This is a genomic window from Balneolaceae bacterium (genome assembly GCA_034521495.1).
GTDB lineage: Bacteria > Bacteroidota > Rhodothermia > Balneolales > Balneolaceae > Rhodohalobacter.
In genome coordinates, this window is record JAXHMK010000009.1 from 252,620 (window position 1) to 269,450 (window position 16,831).

The 16,831-nt window shown below is 42.4% G+C and carries 16 protein-coding genes; 11 read left to right on the forward strand and 5 right to left on the reverse strand.

The genetic code is table 11. From position 1 onward, the window contains the following. The 10 genes from U5K72_06060 to U5K72_06105 all read left to right on the forward strand — a co-directional run bounded on the left by U5K72_06060 (position 1) and on the right by U5K72_06105 (position 8,876). Positions 1-1,296: a twin-arginine translocation signal domain-containing protein gene (locus U5K72_06060; protein ID MDZ7718370.1), complete on the forward strand. Its 1,296-nt coding sequence runs from the start codon at positions 1-3 to the stop codon at positions 1,294-1,296. Positions 1,297-1,350: 54 nt separating this feature from the next. Then, positions 1,351-2,601, forward strand: a complete 1,251-nt coding sequence (locus tag U5K72_06065; GenBank protein MDZ7718371.1) for an Nramp family divalent metal transporter — start codon at positions 1,351-1,353, stop codon at positions 2,599-2,601. Positions 2,602-2,790: 189 nt separating this feature from the next. Continuing rightward, positions 2,791-3,798, forward strand: a complete 1,008-nt coding sequence (locus U5K72_06070; GenBank protein MDZ7718372.1) for a N(4)-(beta-N-acetylglucosaminyl)-L-asparaginase — start codon at positions 2,791-2,793, stop codon at positions 3,796-3,798. Positions 3,799-3,929: 131 nt separating this feature from the next. Then, entirely contained in the window at positions 3,930-4,148 is a 219-nt protein-coding gene (locus U5K72_06075; GenBank protein ID MDZ7718373.1) for an addiction module protein, read from the forward strand. Further along, entirely contained in the window at positions 4,145-4,444 is a 300-nt protein-coding gene (locus tag U5K72_06080; GenBank protein MDZ7718374.1) for a hypothetical protein, read from the forward strand. The genes U5K72_06075 and U5K72_06080 overlap by 4 nt, the downstream gene beginning before the upstream one ends. Beyond that, on the forward strand, positions 4,437-4,637 hold the full coding sequence (locus U5K72_06085) for a copper homeostasis protein CutC (protein MDZ7718375.1): 201 nt from the start codon (positions 4,437-4,439) through the stop codon (positions 4,635-4,637). The genes U5K72_06080 and U5K72_06085 overlap by 8 nt, the downstream gene beginning before the upstream one ends. A gap of 31 nt (positions 4,638-4,668) precedes the next feature. Beyond that, positions 4,669-5,184 (forward strand): copper homeostasis protein CutC, encoded by a 516-nt coding sequence (locus U5K72_06090; protein MDZ7718376.1) that lies wholly within the window; start codon positions 4,669-4,671, stop codon positions 5,182-5,184. A 110-nt stretch (positions 5,185-5,294) separates the two neighbouring features. Beyond that, positions 5,295-5,882: a superoxide dismutase family protein gene (locus U5K72_06095; GenBank protein MDZ7718377.1), complete on the forward strand. Its 588-nt coding sequence runs from the start codon at positions 5,295-5,297 to the stop codon at positions 5,880-5,882. Positions 5,883-6,074: 192 nt separating this feature from the next. Continuing rightward, the gene (locus tag U5K72_06100) at positions 6,075-7,475 is read left to right on the forward strand and encodes an alpha/beta hydrolase (GenBank protein MDZ7718378.1); all 1,401 of its coding nucleotides are present in this window, start codon (positions 6,075-6,077) and stop codon (positions 7,473-7,475) included. A 15-nt stretch (positions 7,476-7,490) separates the two neighbouring features. Then, a complete protein-coding gene (locus tag U5K72_06105) occupies positions 7,491-8,876 on the forward strand; it encodes an alpha/beta hydrolase (GenBank protein ID MDZ7718379.1) in 1,386 nt (461 codons plus the stop codon). A 141-nt stretch (positions 8,877-9,017) separates the two neighbouring features. Here the strand turns inward: U5K72_06105 and U5K72_06110 are convergent, their stop codons facing one another. Beyond that, complete coding sequence (locus tag U5K72_06110; protein ID MDZ7718380.1) at positions 9,018-10,487, reverse strand: glycine--tRNA ligase; 1,470 nt, start codon at positions 10,485-10,487, stop codon at positions 9,018-9,020. A gap of 262 nt (positions 10,488-10,749) precedes the next feature. On the opposite strand from U5K72_06110, the gene asd reads away from it, so the two are divergent. Then, the gene (asd, locus tag U5K72_06115) at positions 10,750-11,799 is read left to right on the forward strand and encodes an aspartate-semialdehyde dehydrogenase (GenBank protein MDZ7718381.1); all 1,050 of its coding nucleotides are present in this window, start codon (positions 10,750-10,752) and stop codon (positions 11,797-11,799) included. A 176-nt stretch (positions 11,800-11,975) separates the two neighbouring features. Here the strand turns inward: asd and U5K72_06120 are convergent, their stop codons facing one another. From U5K72_06120 to U5K72_06135, 4 genes are all read right to left on the reverse strand, one after another. Continuing rightward, positions 11,976-12,746 (reverse strand): outer membrane lipoprotein-sorting protein, encoded by a 771-nt coding sequence (locus tag U5K72_06120; protein ID MDZ7718382.1) that lies wholly within the window; start codon positions 12,744-12,746, stop codon positions 11,976-11,978. Positions 12,747-12,822: 76 nt separating this feature from the next. After that, positions 12,823-13,620: a DUF5995 family protein gene (locus U5K72_06125; GenBank protein ID MDZ7718383.1), complete on the reverse strand. Its 798-nt coding sequence runs from the start codon at positions 13,618-13,620 to the stop codon at positions 12,823-12,825. Positions 13,621-13,629: 9 nt separating this feature from the next. Beyond that, the gene (lgt, locus tag U5K72_06130; protein ID MDZ7718384.1) at positions 13,630-14,595 is read right to left on the reverse strand and encodes a prolipoprotein diacylglyceryl transferase; all 966 of its coding nucleotides are present in this window, start codon (positions 14,593-14,595) and stop codon (positions 13,630-13,632) included. A gap of 181 nt (positions 14,596-14,776) precedes the next feature. After that, positions 14,777-16,771 carry a hypothetical protein gene (locus tag U5K72_06135; GenBank protein MDZ7718385.1) on the reverse strand — a complete coding sequence of 665 codons (1,995 nt, stop codon included), beginning with the start codon at positions 16,769-16,771 and terminating at the stop codon, positions 14,777-14,779. Positions 16,772-16,831 lie beyond the last annotated feature (60 nt).

Genomic DNA, 16,831 nt, shown 5'->3' on the forward strand with positions numbered 1-16,831 from the left:
ATGAAAAACAATAGAAGGGATTTTATCAAAAAAGCCGGGTTAGCAGGATTAAGTTTTGCAGGAGGAGGTCTGTTTGGAAATATGGCTTTTGCAAAGGGTATAGATCAAAAAAGAAAAAAAATTCAACAAGGTATAAATACAACAATGCTAAATGGAAATGAGACGCTGATTGGTGCATATGGCGAATGGGCGGCTTCATTAATTGAGGATAAAATACCTTCTCACTCATTAAGGGGAGATCAGTGGAATGATGTGGATGAGTGGAAAAAAGCAGCCAAGGAACGATATGCAGAACGTATTGCAGTACCTGATATCGGACCAACACCCACTGTATCCGTAGATAAGCAGCACACTTATGACGGATTACACATTGAAGAGATAAGCTGGCAGCTTCCGTATGGACCCAGAAGTGAAGGGATTTTATTGAAACCGAAAGGCGCTACAGGTGAGCTTCCGGGTGTACTGGCATTTCATGATCATGGAGGAAATAAATACTTTGGTAAACGGAAAATCACACGCACAAGTGACAACAGGCATCCCTTAATTGAAGAACACCAGACTCACTATTATGAGGATGTTGCCTGGGCCAATGAACTTGCTAAAAGAGGATATATGGTTTTGGTACCGGATGCATTTCCCTTTGCAAGCCGAAGAGTTCTGTTGAAAGACGTGCCCGAACATTTAAGAGACGGCCTCACGGATGATAATCCTGAGAACCCGGAAAATATTGAGGCGTATAACGATTGGGCTGCATCACATGAGAGTGTGATGGCACGATCACTTTTTAGTGCGGGTACTACGTGGCCGGGCGTGTTTTTTGCTGAAGATCAACAGGCATTAAATATCCTCGCTGAGAGGGAAGATGTGGATGAAAATCGCCTTGGCTGCGGTGGACTTTCCGGTGGCGGCATGCGAACGGTTTTTATGGCCGGCATGGATTCACGAATCAAATCATCGGTCTGTATGGGGTTTATGACCACCTGGAAAGACCTTGTTGTTGCAAAATCATATACTCATACTTGGATGACCTATGTGCCGATTCTGCCAAATGAGCTTGATTTTCCTGAGATCCTGGGACTTAACCTGCCGAATGCAACATTTGTTCAAAATTGTAATGAGGACGGATTGTACACGCTATCGGAGATGCATGTAGCTGATGAAATCCTGCGGGAAGTCTATGAGAAAGCCGGCGTTTCTGATAAATATAAGTGTACGTTTTATCCCGGTGGGCATAAATTTGACAAACCGATGCAGGTGGATGCATTTGCTTGGTTTGACAGTACGCTAAAAAGTTGATCACCGGAGGTATTATCTCCCATTCATAAAAACTAAACCGGCTAATTTGTTAGAATGTCTGAAAATATCATAAAAAAGGGACTCATCGCTGTAAGTGCTGTCGGACCAGGTCTGTTTCTGATCGGGTACAACATCGGAACCGGAAGTATTACAACCATGGGAATGGCGGGGGCACAATATGGAATGACATTATTGTGGGCTCTGATACTTTCGGGTGTTTTTACATACATTCTGATGGTAGCATTTGGCCATCTTACCTTGGTTACGGGAGAAACTGCACTTCATAATTTTAAGAATGAAATTCCTTGGATTGGAAATGTTCTCGCTATCTATATAATGGTTGCTTTAATGATGGGTGAGTTGCTTGCATTGATCGGAATCATGGGAATTGTTTCAGAATTAATTCAAGAAGGTATTCGCCTGGTTTCAATAGAGGGGAATCTGTTGGTTGATACATTTTGGATCATACTTGTTATTAGCATTTTAATATTTATAGCTCTTTGGAAAGGTCAGTATAAATTGTTTGAAAAGATACTGACAGTCTTTGTTATCCTGATGGTTTTCTGTTTTGTAGTTGTACTGTTTATGGTTGTGCCGTCTTTTTCCGCTATCGCAGAAGGAATAGTTCCTGGGATCCCGGATACGCAGGGGGCTAATCGATTGGTTGCTGCCATGGCTGGTACAACATGTTCTGCAGCGGTTTTCATTATTCGTAGCACAGTTGTTGCAGAAAAGGGATGGGGCATACAGCATCTAAAACATGAAAAGAAAGACGCTTTGGTATCTGCGTCGGTTATGGTTTTGTTGAGTGCAGTGGTAATGGCAGTTGGAGCGGGTACGCTGCATGTAATGGGCTTAACGATGGAAACAACCCTGGAAATGATTCACCTTTTGGAACCGATTGGGGGTGATTTTGCAGCTTTTCTTTTAATTATTGGCATTGCAGGAGCCGGGCTATCCACTATTTTTCCGATTGTTTTAATCGCTCCCTGGTTGATAGCTGATTATATGGGGTGGGAGAGAGATATCCAATCCCCCATGTTTAGGACGTTGATTATTGCCGGATTACTTTTTGCATTTGGTTCTGTTTTTCTCGACCAAACTCCACCAGTACTGATGGTTATCTCACAAGCATTTCAAGCTACAATTTTGCCTGCCGTTGCTATCCCTGCTTATTATCTGTTGAATAAATCAAGTCTGATCGGTACAAATCATCTCCCCTCAAATTTTAGAAATGCAGGTTTAGTCTGCGTGATTCTCTTCTCTCTCGTTACCACGTACTTTGCCATTCTTGGATTTTTATAATGAAAGCTCATAAAGACTATAGTTCTAGGCTTTAGTTATCAGACAAGAAACCTGATGAAAGATTTTCTATTCAGTGAGTGTATGTTAACTTATCAATTCATAATTTGGATCCGGTTTCATGAGATGAAACATGGCAATGGGTTGAATTCCTATTTTATATAAGATTAACAACGTAAGTATTCAATAAGAATGACATCCAGAAGAAAGTTTATAAAAAATACGATCCTTTCATCCACATTAATGCTTCCCGGAGCGGTTAAAAGCGGGGTTGATCTATTCTCACCCAGAAGGAAAAAATCACTCCAAAAGCCACTTTTTCTTTCAACGTGGAATCACGGCCAGGCTGCAAACGAAAAGGCCTGGAGTGTTTTAAAAGAATCGGGATCTGTTCTTGATGCGGTTGAGGAAGGCGTAAAGGTGACCGAGGCAGATATCAGAAGTCGTTCGGTAGGGCTCACAGGTTTTCCGGACCGCGATGGTCATGTAACGCTGGACGCCTCCATCATGAACAGTAATGGCGATTGCGGTTCGGTCTGTTTTGTAGAGCGGATTAAGCACCCAATCACACTGGCCCGAAAAGTGATGGAAGAAACACCACATGTGATGCTTGCCGGAGAGGGCGCGCAACAGTTTGCACTTTCGCAGGGAATGCCTCTGGAAGATGTGGATATGCCGGATGATGTAAAAAGAGAATATGAGGAGTGGAAGGAAACATCCCAATACAAACCAGAAGTGAACTTCGAAAACCACGATACTATCGGGATGATAGGACTCGATGAAAATGGAAACCTGGCCGGATCATGCACAACCAGCGGACTGAAATTTAAAATGCACGGACGTGTGGGTGATAGCCCCATAATTGGTGCCGGCTTGTATGTGGACAATGAAGTGGGTGCCGCTACTGCAACCGGAATGGGCGAAACCATTATTAAAGTGTGCGGAAGTTTCCTGGTGGTAGAATTGATACGCCAGGGGCGAACTCCACAAGAGGCGTGTGAAGAAGCGATAGAAAGGCTGCTTCAAAAAACACCTTTTAATGATGAAGATTTGCAAGTCGGTTTTCTGGCAATCGATAAAAATGGGGATCACGGTGCTTATGCTATCCAGCCCGGGTTTACCTATGCGATGCATCACCAGGGAGGGAATTCAGTCGAGAAATCTGATTTTCGGTATGAAACGATGGGTGAAGAGGAATAGAGTTTAGTAATTATTAACTTTTTGGACTATTATAGTGTCTCTAAGAGTTTTCTTACAACCACTATTATAGATATAGTTCTGCAAGATTTTATCTTTCTAAAGGTTAATGAAGAGAAGCAAGGAGCCAGATCATGATAAAACAAAGTGAAGTAAAAAATTTATCTACTGAAGAGAAACTTCTATTAATGGAAGCTCTGTGGAATGATCTTTCTGAAAAGATAGAATCAATGGAGATTCCTGAAAGGCATAAAGAAATCTTAGACGAGAGAGAGAAGAAAATTCAGGCCGGAGAAGCCAAGTTTGTCGATTGGGAGAAAGCTAAAAAGCAGATCAATAAAGCAGTTCAATGAAACTTCAGATCCTGGATGTTGCAAAGAATGATCTGATCGAAGGATTTCATTTCTACGAACAACAGCAACAAGGCTTAGGAGATTATTTTCTCGTCAATCTTTATGCAGATATTGAATCACTGAAAGTGGTTGGTGGAATTCATCAAAAAGTATATAAAGACCTTCAAAGAGCCTTATCAAGAAAATTTCCATATGCCATTTACTACTCGATTGATGAGGATATCGTGAAAGTTAGAGCCATCATTGATTACAGGCGAAGTTCTTCCTGGATTGAAAAGCACTTAAAAGATGCCTGAAAAAGTTATCCTCGAATCACCGGTATTTGATGTCGAATCAGCTCTGAAAGCGGCAAAATATGGAGTGGATCGCCTCGAACTGTGTTCATCCTTTTCCGAGGGCGGATTAACTCCCGGTCCCGGCCTGTTCTCATTTCTTAAATCAACTATCGAGATCCCCATTTTTGTAATGATTCGTCCACGCGGCAGGTGATTTTGTATCCTCTGATGAAGAAGTTAAAGTTATGAAAGAGGAGATCAGAATCTTTTCCTCGTTAGGGGCCGATGGATTTGTATTTGGAGTTTTAAATGAGGATGGTTCTGTTAATCAAAAAACGTGTAAAGAGCTGATCGAACAGGCTGATGGAAAACCCTGTACGTTTCATCGTGCATTTGATGTTTCAGCCGACTTGAATCAGTCGCTCGAAGATATTATCGATTGTGGAATCCACAGAATTCTAACCTCTGGCGGAAAGGAATCTGTAGAGTCAGGACTCCCTAAAATTAAAGAATTGATGGAACAGGCAGGAGGCAGAATCAGTATTATGCCCGGAGGCGGAATGAAACCGGAGTTTGTCCCACCGCTTAGAAAAATCGGCTTATTAAAGGAAGTTCACGCAAGCTGTAAGAAAATTGAGAAAGCTCCGGGGCGTTATGTTCACGAGGAATTACAATTCACAATTGACGGCCTGGAACCGGATCAGTTTTTGTCGGTAGATGAACAGAAAGTCCGTGATTTTAAAAAGATTTTGTTAAACTGATTTTGATTTGTTCAAAAAGATATTAATTATTGAGCGCCAACTTATTGAATGAAACAAAGACTCTGTCTGTTTACATAACCAGTAATAAAAACCAAAACAAAAAAAGTACAATGAGAAACCTTTTAGTTAGTTTATTGACACTGTTTTTACTTGCATCATGTTCGCAGGGAGACATGTCGGATTCTGCAACAGAAACAGAAATGGAAGAAACGGTGGTAAATGCACCAGAAATTACAAAAGCTACTGCGGTTCTTAGTCCTACCGATGGCAATCAAACAGCCGGCGTGGTAACACTTACTCAAACAGATGAGGGTGTGAGAGTTGAAGCAACCGTTTCTGGTCTTGATGCTGAATCACGGCACGGATTTCATATACACCAATTTGGTGATTGCAGAGCTCCGGACGGAACATCAGCAGGAGGACACTTTAACCCGGAAGATGTTGAACACGGTGCTCCAACGGCCGATATTCGTCACGTAGGTGATCTTGGAAATCTGCCCTCAAACGCACAAGGAACAGCAGACGTTGATTTTATAGATACACACGTTGAACTAAACGGACCTAATTCAGTACTTGGCCGGGGTGTGATTGTGCATGCCGGAACGGATGATTTTCAATCTCAGCCTACGGGTGCTGCCGGATCGCGATTGGCATGTGGTGTTATTGGAGTTGCAAACCCCAATATTACCGTTGAATAGATTGTTATGAGATACAGGAGATCATTAATTCTTCATTAGGTTATAAAAAGCCCGGAAATGTATTTTCGGGCTTTTTTTTCTTTGATCTTCAAAGACATTTTTTGTTTTAAAAATTAAAATGGGGTTTTGGGAAATGGTTTACCGAAATGATATTTTATTAGTGTTGAAGTGAACTCATCTCAATTCTTATACATGTTCAAAGTACTTATTAGAATACTTGCCTTTTTATTATTGTTTGTTTCTGTACCCCTGCATGCACAAGAGATCTCGGATATGGAGGGTGATTGGACCGGTTCCATACAAACTGATAACCGGGAGATGAGAATTGAAATTACTTTTTCATATAGTGATGAAATTATTGATGGCACTATTGATATTCCGAACCGCGGTACGTTTACGATACCTGTTGAGGTAATTGAAACAAAAAATAACCAGTTTGTTTTCCAGTACGAAACGGGCCACGGACCGGCAGTTTTTTATGGGAGTGTGAATTCTGAAAGAGATGAAATCAGGGGAGAATTTGAAGAGTCCGGTAAGGTTTACCCATTTTCACTAACCAAAAGTTCAGTCACAGGTGTAGATTCAGATCTACCCGAGTCGGAGATCTCTATATCCACAGAAAGATCTGATATAGCCGGCAGCCTGGTTTTAAGAGCTGAACGTTCGCCACTTGTTATTCTCGTGTCGGGTTCAGGTGGAAAAGCTCGCAACTACGAGATCGGAGGGTTTCAAATTTTTAAAGAATTGTCATTAAAGCTCTATGATGAGGAATACTCCTCCTTTCGTTATGATGACCCGGGAGTTGGAGAATCAACTGGAAACTCTGATGCAACTCTCCAGGAACAGTCAAGAAGCTTGATTGAGATTATTCAACATTTAAGAACAGAATACACCGAAAATATTTCGGGAATTGTATTACTGGGTCATAACCAGGGAGGGATCGTATCATCTATGGCAGCTGCAGAAACCAAAGTGGATGGTATTATTTTGGCTGCCACAACATTTGTTCCAGGAGATGAAAATATTGCAAATCAAATTCAAAAAATTTCTGAAGTAAAAGATGTCTCTGAAGAAATTGTCCAGCAAAACCTGGCATTCCAGGAAAAAATCTATAAAGTAGTACGCGAGGATGGTGATTGGGCTCCGATTGAAGAGGAACTCGAATTAAGGCTTCGAAATCAAATTGCAGAGCTTCCTTTTGAACATCAAAATGCACTGGGTGATATGAATGCATTTATTCAAAGCCAGATCGATCAACAGTTGGAAACCGCCAAAAGCCGTTGGTTTAAATCCTGGATAGAAATAGAACCAATATCCGTTTATAAACAGACAGACGTTCCTCTACTGGCTCTTTTTGGGGCAAAAGACAGCCAGGTTTTTCCTCAGCCAAATGTAACAATAGCAGATTCACTTGCTACTTCTACGGATCTCTATTTGCAGACGGCTTTGATACCTGAAGCGAACCATCTTTTTCAAAAAGCAAATACAGGCATGCCCACCGAATATGGAATTCTTGAAAAAGAGTTTGTTACCGGTTTTATTTCTCAAATCGATCAATTTCTCAATTCCATACAGTTCGTTGCTCCGGACTAAGCTTCTCTTGATGCTATGAAAAGTTCTTTACTCCTGTTCTTGTACCTGGTTCTATCTATCTCTCTTTCTGCTCAACCTACGTTAAGCGGGACTTGGGAGGGGGAAATTACTGTTCAGGGACAAGATCTCGGAATCATTTTTAATTTCGAAGGAGAAACCGGTAACTATTCCGGATTGTTAGATATACCGGCGCAGGGTGCAAATGGTCTGCCGCTCATCTACGTGGTTGTGCAGGCCGATTCAGTCACTACGGCTTTTAATACAGGAACGGGTTTGGGAGAGTTTGAGGGGCGTTTTGTAAGCCCAAACAGCATAGAAGGCACCTATACTCAATCCGGTTCTGATTTCCCATTCCGGGTAGTTCGACAAGATTCATCCGCCATAGATGTTGTTGATACCGGGGCAGGTGAGGAGTTGATCATCACTCATGAAGATGTTGAAATAGCGGGAACATTGGTACTACCTGAAAATGTAAATCAACCAGAGCTTGTAATTTTACTTTCAGGAAGCGGAGCTCAAAACCGGGATTCTGAAATTGTAGGATTCAGGCCATTTGCCGATCTTGCTGAATATTTCAAATCCCAGGGTATAGCAAGTTTTCGGTTTGATGACCGGGAGGTTGGACTATCAACGGGGAATTTTTCAAATGCCAGTCTTTCTGCACTTGCCACCGATGTGAATGCTATTATTCGGTTTATGCAGGATTCTGTAAACACTCAATTTGAAGAGGTTACTCTTTTGGGGCACAGCCAGGGGGGAGTTGTTGCAGGAGAGGTGGCCCGGTCAAACCCCGCTGTTGACCAGTTGATACTGATGGCTTCACCTGCGGTACCTTTGATGAGAATTTTGCGATACCAGGTTCGTCAAGCTTACGAGCAAATTGGTTTACCTGATGACGCTATTCAAAATGAAATTGATGCACGTGAAGATTTGATGAGGGCAGTATCGAGTAGCGATGGAGTAGATACTGCAAGAGAACTTTATAAAAATGCATATAGCGATGTTTTAAACTCACTCACGGATGAGCAGTTGCAGGCTGTTCCTGAAGACAGGGAAGGGTTTGTTGAAAAGCAGGCAAATCAACTGGTATCAATTTACGGCACATCTCAAATGAAATCACTGCTTTTTCATGATCCCACGGAAAATCTTTCCAAATTATCGATTCCTGTACTTGTACTTTTTGGCGGAAAAGATACCCAGGTTTCGGATGAATTAAATGAACCACCGGCCCGGCAAGCATTGAATGAGGCGGGAGTGGAGTTTAAGATTGAGATCATTGATAATGCAAATCATCTGTTCCAGGAAGCAGAGACAGGGGAAGTGAGCGAATATTCAAAACTTGATAAAGAGTTTATCGAAGGTTTTTTGCCGATCCTTTCGAACTGGCTGAAGTCGAATTAAATAGATAGCATTAGCGAAAGGTTCACTCAATCAGCTATTAAATAACAGGGTTTGATAACCCTAAATCATCGGATGAGTGAACAAGCCTGATACTTGCATAGCAGGATTAAAAATACTCATCCGATGAGTCCTTGATTTTCTTTAATCTTCAGGCGTCCACTCTTTCATTTTATCCCGAATCACATCTGCAACTTTAGTGGCTGGAATGCGGTCTTGGGTCATATCGTCCCGATAACGGATTGTTACCGTATCTTCACCTTCCGATTCCACGCCATCAAAATCAACCGTTACGCAGAAAGGAGTTCCGGCTTCATCCTGCCGCCGATACCGTTTACCGATGGAGCCAGATTCATCATATCGAACGGTAAATTCGCCCCGCAGATCTTTCTCAATTTTATGTGCCAGATCCTGGAGCTTGTCTTTTTTGATAAGCGGAAAGATTCCCACTTTAGTTGGCGCCAGTTTTGGATTCATTTTTAGAACAGTTCGGGTATCTCCGTCCACCTCTTCTTCGCGATAGGCGTCGCATAAAATCATCAGCGTGGTTCGGTCCAGTCCAACAGAGGTTTCAATCACATAGGGAATGTAGCGTTCCTGTTTTTGCTGATCGTAATATTCCATCTTCTTACCGGAGTATTCCTGGTGGCGGGAAAGGTCAAAATCCGTCCGGTTGTGGATGCCTTCCACTTCCTGCCAGCCGATTGGATATTTGTATTGGATATCAGCTGCAGCTCGTGCATAGTGAGCCAATTTATCCGGTGGATGGGGGGAGGTTCGCAAATTGCTTGCACGCACACCCATTTTTTTATGCCAGTTCAATCGGTTTTCTAACCATTTTTCATATTCTCCTTCATCGGTTCCCGGTTCAACAAAGTATTGCATCTCCATCTGTTCGAACTCTCTCATTCGGAACACAAACTGCCTGGCCACAACCTCATTTCTGAATGCCTTCCCAATTTGGGCGATTCCGAAGGGAACCTGAACACGAGCGGTGTCCATCACATTTTTATAATTCACAAAAATTCCCTGGGCGGTTTCGGGCCGAAGATAAATCGCGTCATCATCTCCACTTGAGGTTGCACCATAATGAGTTTTAAACATCAGGTTGAACTGACGGACCTCGGTCCAATCGAATGCTCCTGAATCGGGAGCTCGAATCTCTTCCTCCATGATGATTTCATACAGATCTTCGCACAACCCTTTTCGCGTGCCTGTTGTATCGAGCAATTGCTGGATCTCATCGGCTTTATCATCTTTTCCTTTATCTCTCAATTTCTGAATATGCTGCTCAATCAGCATATCTGCACGATATCGTTTGTTTGACTGTTTGTCGTCAATCATGGGGTCATTGAACCCCTCCACATGGCCGCTGGCTTCCCAGGTCTTCGGGTGCATAAAAATTGCGGCATCCAAACCAACAATATTGTCGTGAACCTGCGTCATAGATTTCCACCACTCCTGCTGGATATTTCGTTTTAGCTCTGCACCAAGTGGACCATAATCATAGACCGCTCCAAGTCCTCCATAAATATCGGATGACTGGAAAATAAATCCCCGTGCTTTAGAGAGAGATACGATTTTATCAAGGTTATCTAAATGGGTTATTGACATATTCTTTGAGAATAAATGTTCGTTAAAATTGTTGGAAAAATGTAGTCATCGGATGAGTGTAAATGCTAACATTTTTTGATTAGGCCAATAATGCTCATCCGGTAACTCTATAAATCTGCTGTGAAAGGGCAAAAGATAGCAAATTTCTTTCCTTTGATGAATCGTTTGTCCGAATCATTTACTATTTTTACTCTCTTTCGCAATTTAACAAGAACATAAGGGTTTAATCAGCTCTTGGATAAAATAATTATTACAGATTAACATGTATAAAGCAGGTATTCTTGGCGCAACAGGAGCAGTAGGCCAGAAATTTATTCGGCTCTTAGAAAATCACGATTGGTTTAAAATTCAGGCACTTGGTGCTTCCGAACGTTCTTCAGGCAAACCATATAAAGTGGCGGCGAATTGGATTGAGAGTACGCCCATGCCAAATAAGGTGGCTGATTTGGAAGTTCGTAACTGTGTTTCTTCTGAATTTGATGATGTCGATTTTGTATTCTCAGGACTGGATTCCTCCGTAGCTACGGAAGTTGAGAAAGATTTTGCTGAAGCTGGAATTCCGGTTATCAGTAATGCAAAAAATTACAGAACGGATCCTACAGTTCCCCTCCTGATTCCGGAAGTAAATCCCGATCATATTGATATGATCAAAACCCAATCCTTTACTGATGATGAAAGCGGGTGGATTGTGACAAATCCGAATTGTGTGGCAATTCCATTAACCATGAGTCTTCGTCCGCTTTATGACAATTTTGGAATCAAAAGTGTAGTAGTTACGTCTATGCAGGCGATCTCCGGCGCAGGGTATCCCGGTGTTCCCAGCCTGGATATTTTAGGAAATGTGGTTCCATTTATTGGAGGAGAAGAATCAAAGATTGTACAAGAACCACTAAAGATGCTTGGAAAATTTGAGGAGGGTGCGATTCAGCATGCCAGTTTTGCAGTTCAGGCAACGGCCACAAGAGTACCTGTTCTGAATGGTCACCTGTTATCCGTAACTGTTGAACTGGAAAACGAAGCAGATGAAAAAGATGTAAAACAGGCATTGAAAGAGTGGAAAAGCCCGATTGCCAATTTCAGGCTGCCATCTGCTCCTGATTACCCGTTGCATGTGTTTGATGATGATCGGTATCCTCAACCGCGTCTCCACGCAGATAGTGAAAATGGAATGCAGACAGCGATTGGCCGGGTTCGGAAATCAAATGTTCTGAGTATCTCATACGTGGCGATGGCACATAATACCATTCGTGGTGCAGCCGGCGGAGCTATTCTGAATGCTGAACTACTTGTGAAGAAGAATTATATCTACTAAAAACAGGTGTCGAAATTTTGAAAATTCGGGCGTCTTGCGCTTGTTTCCATATTCCATGAGCATGGGTAAGACGCTTTCGCCATTTCGTTTTCTAAATTCGAAGAATATAGCGCGAGCGTCCTCGCTCGTACTTTCAACACTATGTCTATCTCATCTCTCAACTCTCAAGTCTGACACTAAATTCCCCGTCTTAAACCTCTAACTGTAAAACGCCAGTTCGGTATATCAGCATTGATCTCTCTTTCCTGCCAGTTGAGTTCAGTTTTACGGTCGTCCCGCAGGTCGTACATTGTCATTTTTCGGGGACTCCAAAGCACGTCGGTTATCTGTTCAAAATTTTCTGCTTCAAGCCGTTTAATCATCTCTCCGGTGTCACTGAAATAACGAACTGTCTCCAGTGCGTAGGTATCTTTTCGGATCACAAATTCTACAGATGAATATTGATTGGAGTTTGGTTTTGTAGCCCGAACGGTATGATGAGTTTCATCGGTTTCGAGCCATTCAAATTGATAATCATCAGGATCCTGGTCACCAAGATCTTCGTAAGTAAAATCACTGCCCATAAATTGATCGCCCTGTTCAGCCGCACTGATTACCTGGATTCGGCCGATTGAGGGGAGATAGAGTCGTTGTGTTTCGTTGCCGTCTTCGTTTACAGATAGAAACCCCGTTCCGCGCACAGTTGCCGGTTCAGAAAAAATAATCAGGTTATCGGTGTTCTCATCTCTGTTTCGGGTCCAGGATTGCATGACACGGGTTCGGGTTCGTCCACGTGAATCGGTGATAATCATCTCCAGAACCGAAAATTCCGATTCTATGGAACTGCGACGCTCTTCAACTTCATCAAAAACAGCCCTGGCTTCATCTTCGCTGGTAATTCTCTCCTGGGCTAAAAGTGATGGAACAGAGAGCAGTAATATTAAACAAGTAAAGTAGTATCGAGTCATAGTTTTGATTTTGGTAAGGTAACATCAGTTGAAGGAGTCGCGTTCGAGATCATCAAGAAAAAAAAGTAAATGATCTTTATCTGAAAAAACGGATGATTCGATTCACCTTTTGATCAATCCATTTCAGGAAGGTTACAGTTTCCTTTACTTCAGGATGCCGTAAAGGTGACGCCAGGATAAGTCGTGCAATGACCGCAGCCTGTTCATCCAGTGATTTGCGGAGGATCTTTCGTTCCAGGTTTGATTGAGCGGCTGTTAATGCAATAGCCATCGACCAGGCATGTTCTCTTGCTTTGGGAATGCTAAAAGCGGTAATCTCATCATCGATGGATCCCAATCCTCTGTCTAATCGATTTAAAATAGGAGCATATTTGTCAGCCACATTTTTTTTCAAACCATCGGTTGCTTTCTCAAGGATAATATTGATGTCGGTGTGATCTTTATACTTTTCCTCCCGGTTAGGATCGATAGATGTTTGATGTAATGCCAGTGCCAAATCATGGTTTATATGAGCGTTAATTCCCAGCATGAGGTGTTGAATAACATATCCCTCGTTACTCTTTGACAGGTTATATGCAATTTTCCAGGATTTAGGTACCAGATCTAAATGACCCCGCTCGTAGTTCAGCATCGCTTCACGATAGAGGTTGGCAAAACAGATTAGGTAATCACGGCTCCAGGAGTTGTCGTGAAACGAGTTTTCTTGAAGAGCTGCTCCTATCGACTGAGTGATATGGAGATAAGCAGTTGTAAACACACCTCTGAGATCATCATGGTTAAAAAGATATTCTTCGAGCCATTTAAAATGCTCAATTACCTCGGGTACAGATTGATATTTTTCCTCAAGGTTTGATATCAATTCTGTATGACTCATGAGAATCGATTATTTCTTCCAGTTGACCTTCTTCCAAAGAATCCAGATCCCGATCAAAACAAGCGGTACACTTAACAGCTGTCCCATATCCAGAAGAGATCCTTCAAGGAAATCTGCAAGTGTTTGCTTTGTGAATTCAAGGAAAAACCGGGCTCCAAACAAAACAATCAAAAAGGTTGCAAATAGTGATCCTTCCGGTGGTTTTTGATCATATTTTTTATAGAGAGCGATCAACAGAATCAATACAAAAAGACAGAGGATTGCTTCATAAAGCATGGCTGGATGACGCGGAAGCATATCAATTTTTGTAAACACAACAGCCCATGGAAGATCTGTAGGAACACCGATAATTTCTGAATTAAAGAAGTTGCCAATTCGAATAAACATACCGCCGATGGCCACTCCGGGAACCACACGATCGGCCACCCACAAAAAAGTAACTCCATGGGTTTTCTTGGCAAATAGGTACATCGCTATTATAATCCCGATAGCCGCTCCGTGCGATGCCAGTCCGCCGGTCCAGACTTGTGGAATCAGATGCACATTCCGCAGGTAAAAATCTGCTTCATAAAAGAAAACATGTCCAAGACGAGCACCTATAATTGTGGCCACAAGAACATACATCAATAGACGATCCAGTTCTTCAACTGACCTGCCTGCATCTTTGAACATTTTAAGGCCAATCATATAACCGGTTCCAAAAGCGCAAACCCACATTAATCCATACCAGCGCGGCTGAATGGGGCCAATAGATGTTAAAGTTGGTGATTCAATAATCAGAAAAGGAAGTTGACCAATTGCAAGAGCCCCGAGAATAACTCCCCATATTTTCCAGGCCTCCGGTTCCTGTTTATTCGATTCCGGTTTAATCTGTTGGAAACCAAAATAGATTAAAATAAACCCAAGGACGAGTCCCCAGACAGATAGTGGAAAAGGCAGGTTAAATTCGGGAATGGTAAAGATGATGGGATCCATTTCCCAAGTGAAATAATTGCTCGAATTCATAAACTTATTTGGTAGTGATAAATAATTATAATAAGAAAATACGAAAGGCAGGCGGCAATTACAGATTGGATAATTAGTTGAAGATTATTTAACGACAGGTGAAAGCCAATCTGTTTACTTGTAAAAAAGTTGGATAGAATTGAAGACAAGATTATTCAGAATCGGAATCTGATTTTGACCTGAACATATTTGCAACAAAGTACACAGCTCCTAAAACAGCAACAGCTATCAGTGCGTACCATGTCCAGTTCATTCCTTCTTTTCCAGGCTGTTCGGCAGCATCCATTTGCTGTTGGGTGGCATCTTGCTGAATTTGGCTTTCTTCCATTTCAGCATCAGTTGTATCTGTATCGGCCTGGGCTATCTGTTCGTCAATCTCCCCATCAGTATCTGTTTGTGTTTCGGGTTGATCGGGTTCAATATCAGCAGATGCAATCTCTTCAGAATCGTCAGGCGTGACTTCCTCATCAGGTTGCGGCTGTTCTTGATCCGGATCCGGCTGTACAGGATCTTTCTCTTCAGGTTTTGGAACTTCAAGGTCTGCTGTATCAGGACGGGTTACATCATCCCGAACATGAGCCATGCCCTGGCTTGTGCTGTCCAGTTCTTCGATTGAATCAACAACTCTTAGTGAATCGGCTCTTTCAAAAACATCTTCCTGTTTCTCTTCAACTCCCGGTTCTTCCACTTCTGCATCAGCAAGCATCTCATCAGCCGGTTCGGCTTCAGGAGTGGCCTCAAAAATAGTATCGGTTAACGGTTCAGGTTCTATAGTTTCATCTTCGAAAGAGACATCTTTTTCACTTTGAACTCTTTTTGTAATCTCTTCAAACTCTTCTGATTCAGGTTCTGCAATATCAAGTTGTTCCGGGTTTACCTGGGATTCTTCTACAATCTGTGTTAAAGCATCGGCCTCTTCAATTTCCTCGGGTGCATCCGGTACAAGAACAATTTCCACCGGCAAGGGTTGGGGTAACTGCCTGACGCCAAGCATTTCACCCTGTACCCGGACTCTTTGAATCGCTTTTGTTCGGGGTCGTTCATCTCTTTTAGCTGCGTCAGCCGGCTGTCTTGTTTCTTCGGCGATAGTGGGTTGTTGTTCTTCCGTTTGTTCTGCAGCAAGCGCACTTTCAAGTTCGGCTACCTGTTGTTGCAGTTCACGAATTTGTTCAGCCATCTCCTCATTTTGAGGTGCTTCTTCGTCCTGCTGTTCTTCTAACTGCTCCGCCAACTGTTCGTTCCGCTGTTTCTCTTCAAGTAAAGCCAGTTCAAGCGAATCAATTCGTCCGCTTAGTTCGTCGATCTCTTCCTGAAACATTTCTGACTGACGAGCCAGGAGCTCTTCGAGGCGTTCGAACATATCACGTTCAGGTGGCGGCTCGGGAGCAATCACACGAGATACGGTTGGCCAATCGGCATCCACGCTACTTGAGCCAAACTTAAACTGTATGCCAAAAGTAACGGCACTCCATGAATTGGAAATTTCAGATGACCCGCCAAGATTCAGCAGTTCGCCAATGAAGTTACCATCGATAATATCTCTGCTGGCTGAGGAGTATTCATATTGAGCATATGAATCGATTCGATTTCCGAGGTTGAAGCGAATTCCACCGCCGAATGTTGTAAAAAAGTTTGAGAAAGGATGGTCGGCGGGAGTTACATCCGAATTCATAATTTCCGGAGCTTCTGAATCAATGGATACATCGTTAAACATCAACCCGGTACCAAAACTACCAAATAGATTAAAATTTTTAGCCGAAGCTCCAAAGATACGAACAAGGCTGAGTTGAGTTGTCAGAGAAGTGGTAACATAGTTGTTATTGAATGTAAGAGCATCGTCTGGAAAAATGTCACTAAGGAAAGAAAATTTTCCAAAGACTACATTTGTTTGAAGAGCAATTTCGGGAGTGGCAACATACCGAATATTGAATCCAAGAGTATTATTAAGCCGTTCCTGGAATTCAAAATTCGCATCCACCGAGGATTGAAAAGCAGAACCGAGATCTAAATGACCGGTTGTAACGGCCCCCATTATTCCGATACTCAGACGATTGGGTTCCTCCTGGCTTGATTGAGCCGATATCTGTCCAATAGCTCCAAAAGCCAAAAGAAAAGCGCTAAACGCTAATTTAACCCATTGACCCATTTCGTTATTCCCTGTTGTGACCTGTGATGGTTAATTAGAAATCAATAACATTATGGGAAA